Genomic DNA, 21,386 nt, shown 5'->3' with positions numbered 1-21,386 from the left:
CCCTGTCGCCAGCAAGTGGGCCGTGCCTTCTCCCCACTCGGAGGAGACACGGCCCTTCGCTTCGGCATTCACCTCACTGACCCAACGCGGTCCGCGTCGCACCCCCGTGCCGTGTCACTCGCGGTCGGCAGTCGACCTTGATCATCCCCCTCACGAATGCCTCATCCGTCGCCTTCCCCGACCACACGTAGGCCTCACCCGGCCTGAGTGCCGCCAGCTTCTCGGGATTGAGCCCCGACAGTGCCGCGTTGACCTTCTGCAAGTGCTTCAGCCACGCCGGTGACGTAAACCTGTGCAGCACCATGTGTGTGGAGAGTTCGATGAGCTCGGACGGCACTGAGGGCGGGTCCTGGCTGGCGACGAGCACCGACATGCCCTTGTGTCGCATCTCCCGCACGCTGGACACAAGCCCCGTCACCAAGTCACCACTGTCGGCGTACTTGTGCGCCTCGTCGAAGACGACCAGCTTGTTGAAGGGACGTCCCTCATAGGTCGCTTCCGAGAACAGATGCATCAAGACCACGAACAGACTCAGCGCGTCGCTCTTCTCGATGTCGTCGGAGCGCAGATCCACGATGATCAGACGGCCCGGCCGCGCGAGGTCCTTGATGCGCACCGAATCGTCGATGAAGTCGCTTGCAAGTTCGAGCCGTTCCCTGGCCTTCCTCTTCAGGTGCTCGTCGAGTGTCGACTCCTCGACCCCACGGCGGACCGCGTCCAGGGTCAGGTCGGCACGGTGTGCCTTGATGATCCTTCCGATCTGCCGAATGTATCCGGACTGGTTACCCACAGCTCCCATGAGGAACTTCCAGTGGGCGATCTTCAGTTCCGAGGCGGCAAAGGCCAAGGGGTGCACCTGAACACTCGGGTACCGGGCCTGACGCTCCTCCACGTGTTCTTCAGGTACCAGCAGGACGACGTCGGAGAGGCCGGCGGCCTGGGCCCCGTACCTGCGGCGCAGGGCCTCGTGCTGCCCCTCGTCGTCATTGGCGTGAATCATGCTCAGAAACTCGGGCTCGTACTCCGAGGTCTCGCTGTAATGGAAGACGACGCTCGCCAGAGGGCTCGCCAGCCGGTTGACTCCTGGCACCGACAGGCTCGCCATTTCCAGCACCGAGCCCAGGGTGTAGCTCTTGCCACCTCCCTGCACTCCGAACAGGCTGATGGCGTGGGTCTCGTTGAGATCCAGAGCAACGGTGCGACCGGCACTCGTTCCGAGAAGGCCGAATTGCGCTGACGTGCGCGAGACTCCGAGGATGATGTCCGGGTCCTTGGTCTCCAAGACTTCGGATGAGCCACCGGACACCTCCGCCTCCGGACCAGATTCCGTGGCGACTGCCTCACCGTCAGGGACGCGTTCCTGCTCCACCCTCGCGTTCCCGTGTTCCACCGGTGTGTCCCGCCTCACGGCCTCGGTCCCCTCGGCAGCCATGGTGTCGGAGGCATCCACAGACTCGGCAATGTCGTCATCGGGATCATCAGGCAGGGGGGCGGGTTCCTCAGGGATGTCCCGGCTACGTGCGCGGGGGCGCAGCTGGACCGTGGCCGTGGCCGGGACAGGACCTTCGTCCTGCACACCGACACCTTCCAGTCCGGGCAGAACCAACTCGGGTGCTGCGGAGTCCTGCGAGGGATTCTCCGAGGTGGGCCGGTATTCCGTGTCGATGTCGTCGAGCAGCCGCACGGAGAGGTCACGGCCGATCCGGTGGAACGCCACTCCTTCTTCGTAATCGGTGTCGAAGCCGTCACTGGAGAGGTCGAAAACAAGGCCTGTACGGGTGAATTCGAGGTGATATCCGTGATCTAGGCGATCCAGCAGCCAGCGCGCCTCGGCCATCGCCTGCTCGCCGAAGAGGCCGTAACGGCCTGCGCGGGCAAGGTACTTCTCCAGCAGTGCACGCAGCGCCACATTTTGCAGCGGCCGATCGGCTCGTCCGCGGACTGGGTCGAACCGCTCGGCGAGGATCCGCTCGGTGTTCTCGGTCTGGCGAATGATGTGGTGGCGTTTGCCCTGGTAAGCGCCGAGACCACCGCCCGTGTGGCACTTGACCTCCAGCAGACGGCACACAATGGTGCGCCGTTCGGCGTCAAGGTCGAACAGGGCAAGATCCGTGCGCTGGAGCCGGACTTCGGTGTCGCCGGCGGCCGCCCGGCCTCGTTCCTCCTCGTAGAGTTCGGGGTGAGCGTCGAGCGGGACGAGAATCTGGTCGCGCAATGCGTCCCGCGCACCGAGGTACCGACGGGCGAGGGCCAGGCCAAGGACTTCGGTGCGCTGGTTCTCCCCGAGCGCAGCAAGTTTGAACACCAGGCTGCCGGACAGCTCCCGCAGCTGGTCGAAGAAGGTACGCACATGCCGTTCGGGAATGCCCAGCGACCGATCGGCCAGCACCGGCCCAAGCAGAGCGCGCATCTCGTCGAGGGAACGAGAGGAGACGACGACCTGATGGCCCAGACCGCTGTGGGACGTGGTGGTGTGGTCGATGACGTATTCAGTGCGCCCACGCCGCCCGTGGTCGAAGTACTCGGCCCCGAGGGTGCGGTCCACCGTGACGACCCAGTCGCTCATACGGTGGACTTCGTGCAGGAGAGCCCGGTCGTCGGGCGTGAGGCGGACTGTTATCTGCGGCAGTAGGCCCGGCCGGTGTTCGCCCGCGTTGGCCGCGACCAGGGCAGCCGACAGAGTCCGAGGCAGTGCCGCAAGCAGGTCGCCGGTCGTCTCTGCGCCTGCCACCGGGTCGGTCACACCGTGACGGGGCCGGCGGGTCCACTCGACGCTGTCGTCCTCCTCCCGGTAATCGCTGCTCATCTCCTGGACGAGTCCGTGCACGGCGACCCGTCCGGTACCGTCGCGGCCGGGTGCGATGTCGTGACTTTCCCCGCCGAAGGGGTTGAAGAGGAAGGTGAGGTGGGCCGGGAACTCAGCAGCGCCGCCGAGGAGTTTCTTGGCATCACAAATCACCACGGACAGTTTGGGCCGCAGTGGATCACCGGGGGTGGCGAACGCTTCCGCGGCAGCGGAGCGCGGCCCGCTCGCCGGAACCATCAGGTCGGTCAGCGCGGACCCCGTCCATGGGTCGTCGGGCGCGGCGGCGAAGAGCCGTACCGTGTAGTGGAGGTGCGACAGCTGGCGGCGTTCCTGGAGGGCGACCAACATGTCGGCGAGGAGTTCGCCATGGCCGGCGCCGAGTGCATTGATGACCAGGCTGTCGACGTAGGGGTGGAGGCGGATGTACTTCTCCACCCGATCGGCGAGTTCCACCCCCGTCACCCCGCCCGCTGCTGCCGCCGCGTCGACGCCGAGCGCGCCCGCGATACGGGCGAGAACCTCGCGAGGGTCGTCGGACTCACTCGGCAGACACACCTGCCAGTAGTCGGTCAGCGGGCTGCTGGCGAAGGCGAGTTCCCCTGAGTCGAGTGGCACGGCCAGCGGGTAGCCCAGAGGGGCCAGCTGCCTTTCCAGGCTGTCCAGCCGTGTCTTGATCAGGCTCGCCTGGGCGTCGTGAAGTCTCCCGAGCCAATGGTCAGCGAGGGCCGCCTGCCCGCTCCACCACAGCATGCGCAGGGGGTGGGTGGGGGCGACGAGGATGACGGTGCGCCGGCTGCCGTCCGTATTGTGCAGGCGCACGGTGAGGGTGTCGGTGCGCAGCAGGGACTGCAGCCGTGCCCGCCGCCGATCGGTGTCGGGAGCGTTGGGCCGGTCCAGGCCCCGGAGGCAAAGGGTGACGGCTGCGAGGTAGGCCTCCGCATACGCCTCGATGGCGGCCCGTAGTGCGCGTGGGTCCATGCCCTCCACGACCAGAATGTCCGACGCACCGTTCGTGGTCTCCGGCAGGACAAGTCGACCGAAGAGCGCCGCTCGGGCACGCAGGTAATCGGACAGGGACTCGTCGTCCGGAGTCCCTACCGGGTTTCCCGCTTGCAGTCCCACTTCTCCCTCGGGCGAAAGGCGCGCCGCGCCGGCCGCGTCCACGTCGATCTCCGGTCCACGCAGGATGTGGGGAGCCCGCAGGATGCGCTGCTCGGCCTCGGCCAGGAGCCGCGGAAGGTCGATGGTGACCAGTCCAGCGGGACCGAAGGAGGCGCGTAGGGAACGGGTCTTCACGCTGGTTCCGCGCGGACCCCAACCCGTGTCACGGCACTGCACGCGAGCGGGGTCACGGCCTTCGGCGAGGGCCGTGAAGCGCAGCCGGTTGATCGCCTGAGCGAGTCCCGGCGCGTGGTGACCGCGGGGAGTGGGCGGCTCATCGAATTCACCCTCGGGGACGACGTAGAAGCGGTCGCTCTCGTACGGGCGGCGGCCTGCCGTCTGCCCACTGCCCGCGACGGGCATGGGGTCGTCATTGCCGTCGAGCGGGGTGACGCGGACGAAGTACCAGCCTTCCTCCCAGTCCGGCGCGCGGCGTCCCTTGCGGAGTTTGATGCTCGCCTTGTACTGCGGTTTGACTCGGGGGCCGGCAGGGACGAGCACGGTCAGGCCGGTGGGACTGACCAGCGGGGCGCCTGCGCCGCCACCGTCCTCGTCTCCCGGGGCGTCGCCGGTCTCGGCGCAGATCTCCACCTTGAAGCGTTTCAGGCCCGTGATGCCCCGCTGATCACGGTCCACGGAGAAGGTGACGGGGAGGGAGGGAAGTCCTCCGGGCAGGAGGTAGGGCTGGCCGAAGAGCCTGTCGAGGACGGGATGGTTGCGCTGGTCCTCCGCGTTCTCTCCGGCTTTGGGCAGCGCGGTCAGATCGTCGACCTCGATGCGCACGGTCTGGTCGGCCGGGTCGTTCTCCTGGGGCCAGTGGTGGAAGGCAAGCGGCCAGTTCTCCGGATCAGCGGCGATGGCCCGGCACCAGCGTCGCGGGTCGGACAGGCCGGTGGTCGCGGCGAACTCGACGAGACGACGAAGGAAGCGCTGGTGTTCCTCGGAGTTGCGTGGCAGACCAAGAGCGAGCACACGCTGCCGATCGGTGGCGGGGCCGTCGGTGAGCTTCTCGACGGTGCGCCGATTGCGCTGGATCTTGGTGACGATGAGGGAGGAGTCGGTGAAGAGCTGAAAGTCCGGGATGAGGCCCAGCAAGTGGACGGCGGCCCCGGCGGCCTGCGGGTCGTGCTGATTCTCCCGCAGGGTGAGCAGGTACCGGGCCACCGTCCGATCCGAGGCTTCGGAGATCTCGGCGACCAGTCGTTCGACACCTGTACGAAGGGGTTCGGGCACATCCTTGAGCAGGTTCCGTCTGAGTCGGGCATGCACCTCGTGAAGGGAGACCTCTTCGAAGGTCGCGACGGAGAAGGAGTCCTCTGCGCTGGCCTTGGTCCCTGGTGGCACGAACACCAGCAGTGGAGGCCTGAGGCGCCCCTGCTCATCAGGGTTGCGCAGCTCGACGAGCTTCGTGCTGGTGATGGACGTGTCGTCGCCGCCATCGACAGGGCCGGCTGCAAGAACGTGTACCTGGGCATCGGGCACGGCGTGACGCAGACCGCGAGTGAGGCGTCCGGCAAGTTCGGTGTCGAGCCCGCCGACGCGCATGCAGTGACCCGCCTCTCTCGTGCGCAACAGGTCGGCGAGGCCCGGCAGTGCGACATGCTCGAGTGCGCGCCGCCATTCGGTTTCGGTGATCTCCACCAGTCCGCGTGTCACAGTCTTGTCTCCCCGTCTCCCTCTGGTCTCCCTGCCCCTGCTGCCTGTGCGCTTCCTGTCACCGTCCGCCGGTTGTCACCGTGCCGTCTTCGGTGAGGGAGAACCTTGGGGTGATCACCTGGGTGAGATAGGCATCCGACAGGTCATCGTAGAATCCGATCTCCCGCATACGCCTGGTGAACGCCTCGGCATTGGCTCTGAGGGCTGGTTCCTCCTCCAGGCCCGCCGGCCCGAATCCGTCTGCCGTCGGCAGACGGTCCACGAACAGCCCATAACGATCGCGCAGCAGGGCAAGGAACTCGTCGAGCCGGAGCGAAACGGTGTGGTGGGTGTACGGGGAAGAGCTGCCACGGGAGTTGAGGCGCAGCAACGCCACCTGGACCAGTACCTCCAGCAGAGCACTGTCCAGGACGAAGCGCCTTCGTCCCCCGTGAGGTTGCGCTATGGCCGCGCCAGGGCGGTTCTTGAGGAGCAGGGAGTCGATGGTCTCGATGATGTATTTGTGGTGATAGGGCCCACGGTAGGCCATCAACAGTTCGAGGTACTTCTCGAAGGGGGCGAGGCCCATGGACTCGTCCAGCAGAGGCCTGACCTCCTCAGGCTGCTCCCCGACAGGGGTGTCGTCGAGGATCGCGGTCAGCCGGGAGCTGAAGAACTCGTCCCGCGCCTTGCCGTAGTCCTCTGTGCCGAAACGGAGCAACTCGGGCACGGTGAAGTACCCGATCTGGGGTCGGCGCTCCTTTCCCTGGCCGACGAGGTGCTCGGCGAATTCGTCCAATTTCCGCACTGTGTAGCCGGCACGCACGAAGTCGGGGATGCGGCGCAGCCAATGCTCGGCGCTCTGCTCGGCAAGCGAAGCGGTGGGGGTACCGGGCACCCCGGCGACATCGACGAAGAGCCCGGCACGGAAGGGGCATCCGGCCAGCGGATCCTGCGCGCCGGCGGAGACCGGACAGCGATCGTGCCCGCAGGCGGGGTCGGCCGCCGACCGCGCCACCGCCTGGGGCAGGAGTTTCATCACCTTGAACTGGCCGAGGGAGAGGTGGAACGCAAAGAGGATCTTCAGATACTCGACCATGGTGATGCGCGGCAGGAGATCTTTCAGGGACAACAGCCTTACAACATCGTCGGCGAGGAGATCGGCCTGCCCCACGCACAGTGGAGGTGCGGAATACCAGCCCTTCATCGTGTGTGGGCTGTCCGCCTTCACTTGGCTGTTGAGGTGCAGCACTGCCTGGGTCTCGATATCCACGGGCGTCGTCTGCGCGGGGGTCGAGGCCGCCGTACCGAGTCCGGTGAAGAAGAACGCGCGCAGCTGCTCCAGTGCCAGAGCGCCCAGAGGGCCGCGAGCGTGCCGCAACATCTCGTACAGCTGGGCGTCGGCGCCGTAGGGGCGGGAGTGGTAGCTGCTGCGGAACTTGTACGTGAGTCCGTGCAACGGGCGTAGGCCTGCCACAGCCTGGGTGGGCCTGCCCCTGTTGACAACGTCCAGGAGCTGGGTTTCCACCCAGCGCCGCGCCATGTCTGGATGGTCGGCGAACCCCTGAAAACGGTCGGCGTTGCCGGCGTCGGTGAACTCGGCGGCGAATTCCTTGGCGGACAGATCGTTGCGTCGCACCAGGCGGCTGGTGAGGCCCTTGTGGTTGAGCCGCATGAGGAACCCGGTGAGCACGCGGTCCATCTGCACGCGTTTGAACTCCAGGTAGGAGACACCGAGATGTTTGAACTCGGTATCCCGGCGGCGCAGCGCCATCAGTGTGCTCCTTCCGAGGCCTGGCTCGTTCTCGAATCGGTGCCCGGGAATGTGTCGGATCGTGCGGCGGGGGCCAGGCGAAGAGCGCCGTCCGGCAGCCGGCACAGCCGGTAGGGCGGCGATCCAGGGGCGTGTAGGAGGACTTCCTGATAGGACGTCGCCGCCAGTGCGTTCTTGAACACGGCCAGCGCGAGGTTTTGGCCCTGGCGGTCTTCGATGCCCGGCTGATGGCCTCGATGCAGCCGGTCAAGCAGCTCGTACAGGTCGAGGCGGACCGTCAACTGAGCACGGTGGGCGCGGCCGTCCTCGGGATGGTGGCGTACGACGAGTTCGCGGGGGCTGGTCTCGACGTAAGGCGAGGCGGGCGGGCCGTCAGCGCTGATGGTGAAGTGCTTGGCAGGAAACAGTCGGTGGCTGCGCACAGTACCGCTCTGAACGGCCCGCACCTGAAGCGCGAGGTCTTGACCCGGGGCATGGCCGAGTCCCCGTGGCATGCCCTCGCCACGGCTGACGGCCTCGATGACGTGTTCCAGTTCCTTGCGGCCCGGATGTCCGCCGGCGAGCAAGCGCAGGAAGTGGTCGGCCGCCTGATAGGGCAGGAGGCGTCGCCAGCGGGTGTCGTCGAGGCTTTCGAAGTAGAAGCGACGCCGGGCCGCGGCAAGGTAGGCGCGGTGGGCGTTGATCTGGGCACGGTCGGCCTGGTGAGTGCGAGGCAGGGCATGGAAAGCCTCGGTGAGCAGCTGTTCGTCGAGGTCACCCCGTTGATCGAAGGAGACGAGACTGTGTCCAGCGGCGGGGCCGGTGTAGTCGAGCCGCCGGTCCAGCTGGGGATCGGGCACAGCGGCGACGTCGAGGTCGCGCAACTGGACGAGGAGGCGATCGCGTTCCCCCAGCCGCGAGGGGCCGATGGGCGTTCGCTCAAGGCGGCTGACGGTCCGCAAGCCCGACACACGGGTACTGGTGCGGGCGCCCGCTTCCACACTCGCCTCGCTGCCCGTGTGGATACCGGCCCAGCTGGTGAAGTACAGGCTGTCGAGGATCTCCTGCGCCGCCTCGGGTTCCTCACGTGCGTACAGAGCATGGATCTGTGCACAGTCACGGCCTGAGGTGAGGGTGTAGGCGAGAGCGGAGCGCAAGTCTCGCAGTGTGATGTGGAGACGCCCCCGCAAGTGGGTCATGCGGTAGAGCGTGGCGAGACGGTCGGTGACCTGGGAACCGGCGGTGGGGTGGGAGAAGCTGCGGGCGTTGTGCAGGGCATAGCAGCGCGGTGCAAGCACGCAGGAACCGCATGCCTGCCAGCGGCGTTCGTCGGTGAGAACGGCGACCATGCGGTGCATGATCGATCCGGTGCCGTCCGGGTCGGCGAGAACATCGCGGGCGTTGAGGTTGACCACAGCGACGCCATGGGCGGCACGGCCGGTCGTCAGCCCTTCCCGCACGGTGTCCGCGAGCAGCGGGTAGCGATCCTGGTGCCGGGTGACGAAGTCGACGAGGCGCCCCTCGTTGACGGCGACGAGTCGGGTGACGTCATCGGGCCAGGCCTCCGCGGTGGCACCCTGGTAAGGGGCGAGGAAGGCGTCGAGGACGGTGTCGTTGTCCGTATCGCCCTCGTCCTGGCTTCCGTCGTGGTTGGTATGGAAGGAGTGGCCGTCGAGGGTGAAGTCGTCACCGTTGGCGCGTGCTGCACCGAAGCGAGCGCCGCGTCGACGGGCCTCGTCGGCGAGGTGCTGGAGAAAGGCGGTCTTGCCGTCTCCGGCATTTCCCGTGATGAGAACGAGGCGATGGCGACCCGCTAGGACGTCGGGGCGCAGTCGGTCGTCCAGGGCGGTGGCGACGTAGAGGGGGTAGGCGGCTGGGTCGAGGCCGCGGGTCCCGGCGTTGGTGCGGGCGCTCTGGCTGTAGAGGGTCTGGAGATGGCCGACGAAGGGATTGGCACCGGCCTGCGCCGCACTGCCCTCGGTGGCTGCGGGCCACCGAGACTCCGCCGGTTCCGGGGTGGGCGGCACAAGCCTGACCTCGCGAACGGCGGCGAGGGCGGCCCGGAACTCGTCGGCATCGCGGTAGCGCTCGTAGCGGCGGGGGGCGAGGGCGCGCAGCAGAACAGCCGTGAAGCCGGGGTCGAGGTCGGTGAGACCGGGGAGCAGCCGCGGGTCGAGGGGCTGCCCGCCACGCGGCGGGGTGCCACGGCCCTGCCATGGGTATCCGCCGGTGAGTGCCTCATAGGCGGTGATGCCGAGGGCGAACAGGTCGAGGTCGGTGAGTTCCTCACGGCTCGGACGGCTGAGAACGGTGGCCTCAGGAGCAAGGTAGCGGGGCGAGCCGAGGGTCGGGGTGAGGGTGGAATCGGCGGAGACCGCCGCGTTGAGATCGAGGATGCGGGCGCCTTCAGCGGTCCACAGAAGGTTGCTGGGCTTGATGTCGCAGTGGAAGACGCCACACGCGTGCAGGTGGGCGAGGCCGGCCAGGCAGTCATCGAGCAGCTTGCGCACATCGGCGGGGCCGAGGGGCCGGCCCTGGTCGAGGACACGCTTGAGGTCCTGCCCCTCGACATGCTCCATACGCAGGTAGGGGAAGCCGCCCTTGGGCAGCCACTCGGCGTCGATGAGACGCACCACGTTGGGGTGCGGGGCGATCCTGCGCAGGATGCGGTACTCGCTCTCCAAACGCTCCCGCACGGACTCCCGGTCCCTCGTGATGATCTTCAAGACCTCGTCGGTGTCGTCGAGAGTGTTGAACACCCGGTAGACGACTCCGAACTGTCCTTGCCCGAGCCGGGAACGCACCCGAAACTTCTCCGTGAGGCGGAACCCTTCGGGCAGGTTGGTGTAGCTGTGCGGGGCGTCCCAGTCGAACGGGTCACCGGACTCCTCTCGCCCGCCACTGCGAACCTGGGCGCGGACGCGGCCCGTATCCGCGCGGGAGAGACGGCGGATGGCCTCGCGGGCGGGCGGTCTGGCGGCCGGATCGGCGGACAGCAGGTCCCGGATGACCGCCTTGAGTTCGGGATCGATCCGGTCGGCGTCACCGAGGCTGTCGATTGACGTGCCGCCCGTGCCGAGCGCGGGCTCCTCGCCGGTGTACAGCTCGTGGAACAGCACCCCGGCCGCATACAGGTCGGTGGCCGGGGAGAAGACCCCGGGCCGGTCATGACACTCGGGGGCGAGATAGGCCGGCGACTGGTGCGCGTACGCCTCGATGCCCCGAGACTCCTCACGTGGCCGTCCCGGCCCTGGATGCGCATAGTCGAAGCCGGTGAGCATGGCGGTGCCGTTGCGCCCGATGAGCACGGTCTCCGGGCTGAGGTAGCGGTGCACCACCCGGTGAGCGTGGGCGACAGCGAGACCGCCGAGCACCCCGTCGACCACACGTCGTCTGGCATCGGCGCCCAGCGCGCCCTGTCCCCGCGCATCGAGCCTGACCCGCAGCGCCTCGGCGAGAACATCCTTGAGAACAACGGCGTACCCATCCCCCTCGTCCAGCGGAAAGGATGTCTCACACGGCACGATGTACGGGCTGGGCGGCAGCTTGCTGAGGGCCTGGACCGGGTTGCCGATGCGTGCGTACGCCGTGGACCGCGCGCCGTCGGGCAGCAGCGGGTCGACGGCGTGCGCCTGGAGGATACGGGTCCCCGACCGCGGCTGGTCGGCCAGCCGCACCCGGTACACCGAGACACGGCGGGCCGGATCCCCGTCCAGGTCGGCGAGGTCGCCGGGGGACGCCTCGTACAGGGTCTCCACGACCTCGTAGTGGCCGAACCTGCGAGGCCCGGAGGGCGGTCGCGTCTCCGCTTGGAAAACGCGGGCGATGTCCTCGCGCAGCGCGGAGATGTCCTCGCCCGGTCGTCTCCCCTGTCCGGGCGGGCGGTGCCGCTTGAGGAAGGGCACCAGGTCATCGAGGTGATGTGTGCTCACCTCGTCGCGACCGTCCGGGTCGTGCAGCGTGGCACCCGGATACGGCAGGATCACCAGCCCCTCGCACCACACCGACCCGAGCCCGGCGCTCGCCGCCCGCGACCGCGCCAGCAGGTCGCCGGCGACCCGCGCGTGATTGCGGATCTTGCGCGCCGGGCTCGGGAACGGAGCTCCCTGGGGATACCAGCGCCCGCCGCGCACCTGAACCCGGCCGTGCACACCCTTGGTGTCGGCCAGGTAGACGGCGTGATCCGCGACGATCGCCAGGTCCACCTCGAACATCGGACGCCCCGGCCCGTACGGCAGCTCGAAGTTGGACACGACGATCCAGTCGTCCGGTGCCGCCTCCCGCAGATGACGCAACACCATGCGCTCGGCCTCGTTGGCCGGCTCCCCGACCGGGATGATCCGCGCCATCGCTCCGCCCCCGCTCCCCGTCCCCTACCGTACGTGCCCAGCACGCTCACGTGTCCGGACTTCCGCACGGCATATGCGTCGACTCCTGTGTCGCGGAACACTCTAGGACGCTCCACTGACAACGTGGCGAAAACCGGTCACACAGTGGTGGTCCGCCGGTCACTCGGCGCTCAGAGAAGCTCCCCTCTGCTCCGGGCGTTGGCGCCGGCGACCCGCGCTCGCAGGAGCACCTCCGCCTGCTCGCTGTCTCCGGGCAGCAGCTGTACGTCGACGGGGTGCGCCGTCCACTCCGTGCCGCCGCCGACCGGGCGCAGCCACACATCCCCATCGAGGTGATCCATGACGACCCCGCGCCTCTCCCGCCGCGTGTCGTGCGCGAGTTGACCGACCGGGAGCAGAGCCTCCGCGCGCCCGGCCGTCCTCTCGGCGGCACACTCATCGGCGTGCGCCTGCGCGGCGGCGGTGACGGCCGCACGGTCGGGACGGAGAGTGCGGGCGGCGCTCGTGATGTAGGTGGTCGCGCCGGTCGTTGTGCGTCCTCGGGATACCAAGGGTGCCTCCTGCGTTCACGGCTGGGGGGTACGCCTCGAGCCGCTCGTTCTGGCTGTTCGCGCTCTCAGCGTCACGGCAGGCGGATGGCACGGGACAGGGTGTCGGCGTTCCGAACCCGGTTACGGAACGGCCCCCACCTGCACCATTTCACCGTTCGCACCCACCATGTCACCGACCGCGACTACCGTGGACGAGGTGACGGCGTCCCACCGGGGATACGGAACGGCACGGCACGCTCGTCCGCTTGCAAGGGAGCCCCACCATGACCCAGCCCACCCACTCCCTCGACCCCGCTCGCTCCGCCCGCGAGCTGTACGGCGTGGAGCTGCGTCGCCAACGGCAGCTCGCCGGCCTGTCGCTGGACCGGTTGTCGGACATCGTCAACTACAGCAAGACGCACCTGCACGGGGTCGAGACGGGCGAACGGCTTCCGCTGCCGCCGATCTCCGAGAAGCTGGATGTGGCCTTCGGGACGGGGGAGTTGTTCCAGGGGCTGTGGGGGACGGTGAAGCGGGAGCATACGCCGAGGCGGTTCGATCTCTGCTTGGAGCTGGAGGCGAAGGCGGCGCGGATTCAGGCGTTCGGAGCGAGCCTCATTCCCGGACTGCTCCAGACAGAGGCGTATATGCGCGCGCTGTTCATCGAAGGAGAGCCGGGAATGAACTCCGGGGAGATTGACGGCCTGGTAGCGGCTCGCCTGGGCCGCCAGGAGATCCTGCGGCGGGACTGCCCGCCGGACTTCTGGTGGATCATCGGCGAAGCAGCCCTGCGGCAGGCTGTAGGCGGTCCGGCCGTGATGCGCGAGCAGCTCGCAACACTGTTGCCCCTGGTGCAAACCCGCCACACAACGATCCAGGTGGCTCCGTTCGACGCGGGCGCATGTGCGCTGATGAACGGCACGCTCATCCTGCTCACGCTCCCGGACGGCTCCACCACCGTGTACCAGGAAGGACCTGGGTACGGAGAGATCTTCGATGACCGGGAAACCGTCACGAAGCGCGTACGAGAGTACGATCGCAAAAAGGCTGGCGCCCTCTCACCACGGGAGTCCGCGGCGTTGATCGAAGCGACGTTGGAGAAGTACGAGCCATGCGAGTCACCCCAGACCTGAGCACCGCCCGCTGGCGCAAGTCCTCCTACAGCGACGGCCAGCAGGGGGGTGAGTGCATCGAGGTCGTCGACGGCTTCCCCAATAGGATCCCCGTCCGCGACAGCAAGAATGCGACCGGACCCGTGCTGATGCTGGGCTGGACAGCGTGGCAGCCGTTCATCAAGTGCGTCAAGGACGGCTCTCTGTAAGCCGCCTGCGCGGAACAGGCCTTGTGATGTGCCAGGACCTGTTCCGGAACAGAGAGTTTGGCGCTTCGCTCAGCCCGTCACGGCCTTCTCCAGCTTCGCAAGGGCCAGGTCCTCCTTGCGGTCGGCCTCGTCACGCTTCTTGTAGGCGGCGCGGACGGTCTCAGCAATGCGGTCACGGTCGGGCTGGGTGAGGACGGGGACAGGAATCGTCCGACACAGGTCAAGATGGATGTCCTGCTGCTTTCCGCCCGTCGAGCAGGCACGCAACAGCCTGAACATCGCCTCAGAGCGAAGCAACGCATACAGGTAGGCGCCGGGGTACTTCGAAGCCCCAGAGCGAATCCGCAGGAAGTCCTCCGAATAGGCAAGGTTGGCCCACTCACCCGTCACGAGGATGGAGCGCCCATACACCTCGTTCTCACCGAGCGTCCCACGAGCAGCCACCAGAAGCGTCTCGTCAGCGGCCAGTACCTCATCCGCCGTGAACGCCTTACTGATCCACCGCCCTTCCGGCCGCAACCAGAAAGCTTGCCGCTGCCCAACGAGTCGGTAGCTGTACGTGTTGCCAGGCTCACCGTCGACGCGCTGAAACCGTACGCCCCGGCTCAACTGTCCGCCCTTGCAAACCTCCCCCAAGGTCGCATGCTCCACAGACGTCAACCGCTCCAGAATCTTCCGGGCCCTCGGCTGAAAGTTGAGCGCCCTCAGACTCGTCGTCGTGAGGCCACGCTGCGCGAACCCTAGGTCCCGACCCTGCTGATGCCACCGCAGGTCCAGCAGATCCTCGATCCCGGCCGCGCGGAACAGATCCAGCGTCGCCGCCTCAAGCCCCGCCTGGAACTCCGCCCGCAGGTTGGCCGCCCCCTGGACGAGTTCGTGGATCTCGTTCTCCACAATGTCCCCGAAGCGCGGCACCCGAATGTCACCGACGTGAGCAGGCGAAATGTGCTTGACCGCCGATCCATAAATCCCGCCCCTGACGAGCACTTCGCCAAACCGGCTGGCCAGGAACGCATACAGGTACCCGGGCTGGATCTTGCCCTGGTCAGGAACAACCTTCATGACGTGTTCCGAGGACCAGAAGCCGGCCATGTCCGGGCGCACGTACGAGCGCCGCCCGGCGTTGAAGCCCGACCGTGAGATCAGCGTCATCATGGGCTTGAGCTCCATGTAGCTCAAGCTAGGTGACTCCGCTTCAGCCCTGCTCAGCCGTGGCAGCGCGCTGAAGTCGGCAACGAGCATGTCCTTGCTGCCCACGAACGGCACGCTGTGCTCCGGGTCAGTGAGGTACACGCGCCGCGATTGCGGACCGTCGAAGATACCCCCCGCGTAACCCGCCGTAAGGTCCTTCAGCGCAACCTTTTCCACCGGCAGCCGCTCCAGCAGCCGCTGCGTGGCGAAGGCCCCCGACAGATAGGGCTTCGCGACAAGCTTCAGCCCCTGCCGGTCCAGCCACCCCCGCCGCGCCGGATTCCCGGGTTCGGCGACCTTCACGCCGTCTCCCCCTTCCGCCACGGAAGCTCGCGCCCGTGCTCCTTGAGGAACTTGCGGTACTCGTCGATGACGTTGGGCCGCTCGTAGTCCTCGGGTCGCTCCCGCAGGTCCATCAGGTCGTTGTCGGGGACACGCTTCCGCCGCTTGATCCGCCGCGGAATGACGACATCCTTGACGTAGATGTCGTCGTCCTCGAACTCCTCACGCCACACGTACTCGCCGCGCGCGTCGCGGACGTACAGCCGGTTGCCGCGCCGGTCGACACCGACCTTTTCTGCGACGGCCATGAACACGGGGTAGTCCTCGCGTCCATGCAGCCGTTCCTCGGTCTTCTCCCGCTCGGTCTTCTTCCGCAGGAAGAGCATGGTGGTGAGGATGTTGACGCCGGCGCCCACCACGAACGGCTCGATGGGCAGTTCGACACTGGCCATCACCCAGCACTCGTCAAGGATGTATTGCCGTACGGCCTCGTCGTCAGGACCGGGGTTGGAGAGGACGCCGTTGGGCAGAACGATCCCCATACGACCGCCCGGCTTGAGCCACTCCACACACTTCTGGACGAACAACCGCTCCGGCGGGATGGACGAGGCGGCCTTGCCGCGCCTGAGCGAGCCGTCTTCCTTGCCCCTGCTCCAGTCGTAGGCGATGCTGGCGGGCTTCTCCCCGCCGAACTCGTCCACCCGGAACAGTTCCAGCGTCGGCCCGGTGACGGGGATATCGGTGCCGAAAGGCGGATTGGTGAACAGGACGTCCACCTCACCGGGGTAAACGCGATCGCGACGCTCCATCGCCAGCGCGTGGCCGGGCTGCTTCTCGCCCATGCGCGGGAACTGAAGGGAGTCCACCTGGAAGGTGTTGCCCCTCTCCTCGGTCAGCATCGTGACACCGAAGGAGGCGGCGCGGGTCAGGAACGGATCGAAGTCCATGCCGAAGACCCGGTCCTTGGCGTACTCAGCCAGGTGCGGACGGTACTCGGTCTCCAGCTCGGCCTTGCGCTTCGCGTTCAGCCCCCGCCCGAAGTTCGGCAGCCCCTCCCGGTGCAGCACGTGCAGCAGAGTCTCGCGTAGGAAACCGCCGGTGCCGCAGCACGGGTCGAGGACAGTCTCGTCGAGCTGCGGATCAAGCAGCTCGACCATGAAGCGGGTCGCGACGTTCGGGGTGAAGTACTGGCCCCGGTCACCGCGCAAGTTGTCTCCTACCAGTTCCTGGTAGGCGGTACCGAGCGCGTCCAGGGAGGTGCCGTGCAGGGTGTACGTGGACAGTTCACCAGTGATGAAGGTGAGCGCGGCGTCGTTGAGGGTGAGCCGGTCGTACTGGGTGAACTGGTCCGCGTGGACTTGCTTGACCTCGTCGAAGAGATCCTTCACGCGCTGGGCGACGGCCGGGCTGCCCGCGTCGTTCTTCGCCAGGGCCGCCAGCTCCGTCGTGTCGACGTAGAAGCGCGGCTCGTGACCCTTCTCCCGGACCAGCTTCTCGTCGTGCAGTTTGGCGAACAGGACATAGAGGAACTGCCAGAACGCGGCGTCCTTGGGCAGGCCCTCGTTGCCGTGGATGAAGTCGTGGCAACGGCGGAACGCGAACCGAAGCATCGTCTCGTCGGCGCTGCGCATGATGCCGAGCGAGGAGATGTTGCCCTGGGCGTCGAACAGGGTCGCGTCGCCGCGCGGCCAGTTCGCCAGCGGCAGGTACGTGTCCTCGAAGCGGGCCGGGTCACGGCGGATGAAGTAGAGGTCCTTGTCGTCCGTCCACATGCCGTACAGGCAGTCCGGGCCGGCCGCGTGCATCAAGTCGGCAACCTCGTCGACCTGCTCCTTGGCCCGCGCGAACGTACGAATCTTGGAGACGGTACGGCTGTCACTGGGGCGTGGCTTGATGACGACGATCCGGCGGATGTTCTGAGCCTCGTGCTCCGCCCGATGCTCGAAGATCGCGATACTCGCCCGCTTCCGCGACTTGCGGCCGGTCTTCCGGTTCTCTACCTGAAGCGGGAAGTCGGCCTCCATGTCGCGCGGGTCAATGCCGTACTGGTGGACGAGCGCCCGGGCGATGCGCTGCCGCACCTCCTCCGCCGCAGTGTGCTTCACCACCTTCTCGCCGGTGATGTAGTCGAAGATCTCGTCGTCCTGGAGCTTGCGCGGCCCCGCGCTCTCCCCCGACACCGGCTCCGCCGGCCCCTTGCCGGACGCCTTGGGCTTCCCCTTGGAGGTCGACTTCGGCCTCTCCTCACCCGCCCCGGGGATGTCGAAGCCCAGCTGTTCCTCACTCATCGCGCCCGCGTCCACCTTGTCCCGTATCGCCACACTTCACCCCGCCTGCTGCATGCGGCGGCACCGCCCAAGCCTAGGGCAGCGTGGAACTGATTCCTCTCCGTTCCCCGCCGCCCACGCTCCGTAGTCTCCATCGAGGCGCCCCAGCCCTTACTCCTCGGCGTCGTCGCCCGCGTCCAGATCATCGACTGCCCGCAGCTCGGCCGCGATGTCCGCCAGCGAGCCCTCGCCCGCCACATGCCAGTACCGAGTGCCCTGGACCTGCTGATGAACCCCCATGGCCTCGCCGCGCATGTGCCGAGTGAGCGTGGAGGGCGCATACGGCTGACCGTCCACTGCCCACACCAGAGGCTTGGTCTTGTTGTTCCGCCACACCGCGCGCGCTCGGCTCGCGTCGGCGGCAAGCCAGCTCGGCAGCCCTCGGCGGTCAGGGCCGGTCACGGGACGGAATTCCAGCACCGTACCGTCGTCGATCTTGCCTGCATCGACGATCACCCGCACCGCGTTCGCAAGCCGACCCGCCTTGCCCTGCGTCTGCTCGGTGACCTGGTAGTCGCTGTAGTCGGGGGCCTTGTCCCCAGAGCTCAGGCGTTCCAGCAGGCGCCGTACGACCACCTGCACCCGTTCGGCCGTGCGCACGGTCGTCGCGTACTGGCTCTTCTCTCCGAAGGCCGTATCGGCGATCGCCACAAACCACCACAGCGCCCGCTCGGTCAGCTCGGGCACCTTGGCCAACCGGGCGTCCCACTCGGCAGCACTCGCCTCGCCGAAATCATCGAGGCCGCTGGTATCCATGGTGTGGAAGATCGCGTGCGTGATGAGCAGATCGGCGTTCCCCGCCGCGCTCGCGACCCGACCGAACAGGTCGACGCGCAGCTTGGACAGGGTTGCACGCACCTCCCACATGAGTCTTACGACGCTCCAGACGCGGGCAGCGCTTGGCCGACGTCCGAAGAGGTCGCGATAATTGCGGTCCTCCCACAGGGCAGACGGGTCCCGCTTGGCCCTGGCGACCATCTCCGGCGACCGGTGAGTCGCGGCGAGCGCGAGGGCGGCCTCTGCCATGGTGCATCCGGCCGTCGGGTGCGGCACCGGTTCTCCTCGCCTGATGACGTAGTTCAGGCCGAGCGACACGCTGAATTCGCCGCGCAGGTCGAACTGAACCTGGTCACGAGACTTGAAGTCGCGCTCCTGCACCGGATTCTGGGTGTTGGCCGCGGTGGTGACCCGGTCACCGAAGTCTTCGGGGCAGTCCTTGAGGGAGATGATCCGCACCAGGACCCGGCCCTGCGACGCGTTCCCCGGGCTCTTCTGCATGGCGCGTGCGATGGCGTTGACCGTCTGCGCGCCATTGACGACGCTGGCACCGTTCAGCCGGAAGCCGACCCCCGCACCCGGCCTGAACTCCCCCTTACCCTTGGGCTCGTAGCTCTCGCACAGCAGCGTGATTCCGTTGCTGAAGTACCAGAAGTGCTCGGGCTCACCGAGGAGGGTGGCCTGGATCTTGGGATTTACGTCGGAAACGTCCAGAGCGTCACGGAGGTTTCGCGAGAACAGATGCGCCCGATTGTCACCCCGGTACCACTCCGCGACCTCGGCCACAGAGACAGTGCCATAGAACGCCTCGTACGGAATCGTTTCCTTGCCCGCGCCTTCGAGCCATACATCAAGCTCGATCTTCCGCTCGGCATGCTCGCCCAGCAGTTCCTGATACAGCCCACGCAGGTCGATGACCTTGTAATCGATCATTCCCGGCAGCCAGCTGCGGGCTTCGATGCCGTCTTCCAGCTCGCGCCTGATGTTGGGGTGCAGGTCGTTCTCCGTGACCAGCGCGAGCACGAGCCGGATGGTGCCTGGGTTGTCGAGCGCCGTCTCCAGCGCCGCCGCGTGGGGTTCGATCCGACTATTGAAACGGTGGAACTCCAGCTCCCGGAGGTCATCCAGGCCACGGAACAGCGCCCTGAGCTCCCCCTCACCGAAACCCGCGTTGCCCTTCTCATTCCACTTCGCCTGCACCAGCGTGATGTGGTAGCGGTCCTCGCCGCGCTCTTCGACCGCGACGGCGTCGATACCCCGGTCCACGAAGTCGTCGATCAAGCCGGCTGCCGCCTGCCCGTCGCTCCACCCGGTCTCGTGCTTGATGGCGAGCGCCGCAACCGCGCGGCTCAGGAACGCCTTTTCCTCTTCCTTGGGAGCCGCCTTGGCCCGGTCCGACATGTCGATGTGCGGCCGAAACCTCTTCTCCAGCCCCTTACGCAGATGCCGCATGTAGTACGGATTGGCCACGGACGAATTGGCCACGGACGGTTCCCCCTGTCTCCCCTGGGTGCAAGGCGGCACGCTGTTTAGAGCGGGCGCCACCGGCGAGGCTATCCCGGCAGGCGGCGAGCGTTCCGCGCGTTTCGGCGGAACAGGTTCTTGCGGCATCATCACGACGGACAAGAGTCTGCATCTAGTCACATTAATTGTTCACAAGAGTAATCATGTGCCATCCTGTGTGCATGGTTGAGATCGCCATCAGTGCCGCCCGCGCCCAGCTCGGCGACCTGGTCCGCCGCGCCGCCCACGGCCGCGAGACCATCGCCCTCACCGACCACGGTCACGTGGCCGCCCTCCTCATCTCGCCCCAGGTGATAGAGGACCTGGAAGACGCCCTTGCGGTGGCCGACTACCAGCTGAGGAAGGAGCGGGGAGAGCTGGGGCCGGGTATCCCGCACGAAGAGGTCGGCCGGATGCTGGGGCTCCGTAAGTGACCTACGAGATCATCTGGGAACCGCGCGCCACGAACGCGGCCACGAGGTTCCTCAAGGAGGATCCGACTGGACTGGCAGCCGTGTACGAGGCCGTGGACGCCCTGGCGACCCAGCCACGCCCGCGCGATTCCATCCCCTACGGATCGCAGGATGTGCGCCGCCTGCACGTCGGTGACTACAGGGTGCTGTACATCGTCGAAGACTCCGTGATCCGCATCCTGGTCACCCACCTCGGCCGAACCGCCTGAAGATCAGCCCGTGCAAGAGGCCGCACGCCTCTCCCTCGGGAGGAGTCGCACCCCGCTCCGCGCCTCAGGTCCATTCCCGGGCCTCGCGGACGAGCAGTTCGTGCAGTTCGGCGAGGCGCGGCTCGGTCAGGGCGCCCGAGCGGGTGGCCAGGTACAGGGTGTTGATGGGCGGGATCTCGGGTTCGACGAGCGGGACGAGGGCTCCCGAGGCGAGTTCGGCCGTGCAGAGATAGGTCGGCAGGACCGAGATGCCCGCCGAGGAGGCCACGGCCGCGATGACCGCGCGCAGGTCGGGGACGACCACGGCGGGCGGATGGCTCGGCAGCGCGTCGAAGACCGTGCGCCAGTAGCGGCGGATGATCGGCAGCGTCTCCGCGTACGCGATCATCGGCAGCTTCTCCAGGACCCTCGGGCCCTCCGCCGCGAGCGCGCCCTCCGGGATGCCGGCGGCGACCTGCGGCGAGGCGAGCAGGGCGAACTCCTCGTCGGTCAGCGGGACATGGTCGATGCCGCGCTGCTTGGGGTGCACGGTGGAGACCACCATGTCGAGGTAGCCGCTCTTGAGGTCGTCGAGCAGCGCCGGGGACTCGCCCAGGCTGATCCGGACGTCGAGGCCGGCCGCGACGAGCCGGCTGATCGAGCCCATGACCCGGGTGGTGACGAGTTCCGCGGGGCCGCCGAGGCGCACGGGCCGGCTCTCCGTGCTCTCGCCGAAGTGGCGGCAGACGGCGGCGTTGATCTCGGCCATCGAGCTCTCGATCTCGTGCGCGAGCGCCTTGCCCTCGGCCGTCGGTGTCGCGCCCTGCGGCGTGCGGTGGAACAGCGGCTTGCCCAGCTCGTTCTCCAGACCGCGGATCTGCTGCGTCACGGCCGGCTGGGTCAGGCCGAGTTGTCGCGCGGCCTTCGTGAACGAGCCCGTATGGCACACGGCGACAAAGGTTTGCAACCATCCCAACTGCATATGCGTACCGGCCCCCCAACCGGATGCCGGCCGGCACGCGTCCCCATCGCGCGCACTACAGCCCAGCATTTTCGAGCCTACCTTCCTCCGCCGCGGGGGTGCGGGACC

General features: G+C 67.4%; 12 protein-coding genes. 4 read left to right on the top strand and 8 right to left on the bottom strand.

Going from position 1 to position 21,386, the window contains the following annotated elements:
* Positions 1–73: 73 nt before the first annotated feature.
* From AB0C73_RS28570 to AB0C73_RS28555, 4 genes are all read right to left on the bottom strand, one after another.
* Complete coding sequence (locus AB0C73_RS28570; protein WP_362535758.1) at positions 74–5,608, bottom strand: hypothetical protein; 5,535 nt, start codon at positions 5,606–5,608, stop codon at positions 74–76.
* Positions 5,609–5,681: 73 nt separating this feature from the next.
* Positions 5,682–7,376, bottom strand: a complete 1,695-nt coding sequence (locus AB0C73_RS28565; protein ID WP_362535756.1) for a hypothetical protein — start codon at positions 7,374–7,376, stop codon at positions 5,682–5,684.
* Entirely contained in the window at positions 7,376–11,704 is a 4,329-nt protein-coding gene (locus AB0C73_RS28560) for a protein kinase (RefSeq protein ID WP_362535754.1), read from the bottom strand. Before AB0C73_RS28560 ends, AB0C73_RS28565 begins: the two co-directional genes overlap by 1 nt.
* A gap of 170 nt (positions 11,705–11,874) precedes the next feature.
* The gene (locus AB0C73_RS28555; protein WP_362535753.1) at positions 11,875–12,045 is read right to left on the bottom strand and encodes a hypothetical protein; all 171 of its coding nucleotides are present in this window, start codon (positions 12,043–12,045) and stop codon (positions 11,875–11,877) included.
* 473 nt (positions 12,046–12,518) lie between these two features.
* Here AB0C73_RS28555 and AB0C73_RS28550 point away from each other — a divergent pair, with 473 nt between their 5' ends.
* Together AB0C73_RS28550 and AB0C73_RS28545 are read left to right on the top strand one after the other, a co-directional pair.
* Positions 12,519–13,367, top strand: a complete 849-nt coding sequence (locus AB0C73_RS28550; RefSeq protein ID WP_362535751.1) for a helix-turn-helix transcriptional regulator — start codon at positions 12,519–12,521, stop codon at positions 13,365–13,367.
* Positions 13,346–13,555: a DUF397 domain-containing protein gene (locus AB0C73_RS28545; RefSeq protein ID WP_362535749.1), complete on the top strand. Its 210-nt coding sequence runs from the start codon at positions 13,346–13,348 to the stop codon at positions 13,553–13,555. The genes AB0C73_RS28550 and AB0C73_RS28545 overlap by 22 nt, the downstream gene beginning before the upstream one ends.
* 69 nt (positions 13,556–13,624) lie before the next feature.
* Here the strand turns inward: AB0C73_RS28545 and AB0C73_RS28540 are convergent, their stop codons facing one another.
* The 3 genes from AB0C73_RS28540 to AB0C73_RS28530 form a co-directional block, all read right to left on the bottom strand.
* Complete coding sequence (locus AB0C73_RS28540; RefSeq protein WP_362535747.1) at positions 13,625–15,049, bottom strand: restriction endonuclease subunit S; 1,425 nt, start codon at positions 15,047–15,049, stop codon at positions 13,625–13,627.
* Positions 15,046–17,316, bottom strand: a complete 2,271-nt coding sequence (locus AB0C73_RS28535; RefSeq protein ID WP_362535745.1) for an N-6 DNA methylase — start codon at positions 17,314–17,316, stop codon at positions 15,046–15,048. The genes AB0C73_RS28540 and AB0C73_RS28535 overlap by 4 nt, the downstream gene beginning before the upstream one ends.
* Positions 17,317–17,466: 150 nt before the next feature.
* Positions 17,467–19,617 carry an AIPR family protein gene (locus AB0C73_RS28530; protein ID WP_362535744.1) on the bottom strand — a complete coding sequence of 717 codons (2,151 nt, stop codon included), beginning with the start codon at positions 19,615–19,617 and terminating at the stop codon, positions 17,467–17,469.
* A 200-nt stretch (positions 19,618–19,817) separates the two neighbouring features.
* Here AB0C73_RS28530 and AB0C73_RS28525 point away from each other — a divergent pair, with 200 nt between their 5' ends.
* Together AB0C73_RS28525 and AB0C73_RS28520 are read left to right on the top strand one after the other, a co-directional pair.
* Positions 19,818–20,069: a type II toxin-antitoxin system Phd/YefM family antitoxin gene (locus tag AB0C73_RS28525; RefSeq protein ID WP_362535742.1), complete on the top strand. Its 252-nt coding sequence runs from the start codon at positions 19,818–19,820 to the stop codon at positions 20,067–20,069.
* On the top strand, positions 20,066–20,317 hold the full coding sequence (locus AB0C73_RS28520) for a type II toxin-antitoxin system RelE/ParE family toxin (RefSeq protein ID WP_362535740.1): 252 nt from the start codon (positions 20,066–20,068) through the stop codon (positions 20,315–20,317). Before AB0C73_RS28525 ends, AB0C73_RS28520 begins: the two co-directional genes overlap by 4 nt.
* Before the next feature lie 64 nt (positions 20,318–20,381).
* Here the strand turns inward: AB0C73_RS28520 and AB0C73_RS28515 are convergent, their stop codons facing one another.
* The gene (locus AB0C73_RS28515) at positions 20,382–21,278 is read right to left on the bottom strand and encodes a LysR family transcriptional regulator (RefSeq protein WP_362535738.1); all 897 of its coding nucleotides are present in this window, start codon (positions 21,276–21,278) and stop codon (positions 20,382–20,384) included.
* Positions 21,279–21,386: the final 108 nt, after the last annotated feature.

It is taken from the genome of Streptomyces sp. NPDC048623, from assembly GCF_040650755.1.
Classification (GTDB): domain Bacteria; phylum Actinomycetota; class Actinomycetes; order Streptomycetales; family Streptomycetaceae; genus Streptomyces.
This window is presented reverse-complemented; position numbering and strand designations above follow the sequence as displayed.

Bases quoted from the DNA above. Each gene is read 5' to 3' on its own strand.
- AB0C73_RS28565 (WP_362535756.1), bottom strand. From the start codon at position 7,376: ATGGCGCTGCGCCGCCGGGATACCGAGTTCAAACATCTCGGTGTCTCC.
- AB0C73_RS28560 (WP_362535754.1), bottom strand. From the start codon at position 11,704: ATGGCGCGGATCATCCCGGTCGGGGAGCCGGCCAACGAGGCCGAGCGC.
- AB0C73_RS28555 (WP_362535753.1), bottom strand. From the start codon at position 12,045: ATGGATCACCTCGATGGGGATGTGTGGCTGCGCCCGGTCGGCGGCGGC.
- AB0C73_RS28550 (WP_362535751.1), top strand. From the start codon at position 12,519: ATGACCCAGCCCACCCACTCCCTCGACCCCGCTCGCTCCGCCCGCGAG.
- AB0C73_RS28545 (WP_362535749.1), top strand. From the start codon at position 13,346: ATGCGAGTCACCCCAGACCTGAGCACCGCCCGCTGGCGCAAGTCCTCC.
- AB0C73_RS28535 (WP_362535745.1), bottom strand. From the start codon at position 17,316: ATGAGTGAGGAACAGCTGGGCTTCGACATCCCCGGGGCGGGTGAGGAG.
- AB0C73_RS28525 (WP_362535742.1), top strand. From the start codon at position 19,818: ATGGTTGAGATCGCCATCAGTGCCGCCCGCGCCCAGCTCGGCGACCTG.
- AB0C73_RS28515 (WP_362535738.1), bottom strand. From the start codon at position 21,278: ATGCAGTTGGGATGGTTGCAAACCTTTGTCGCCGTGTGCCATACGGGC.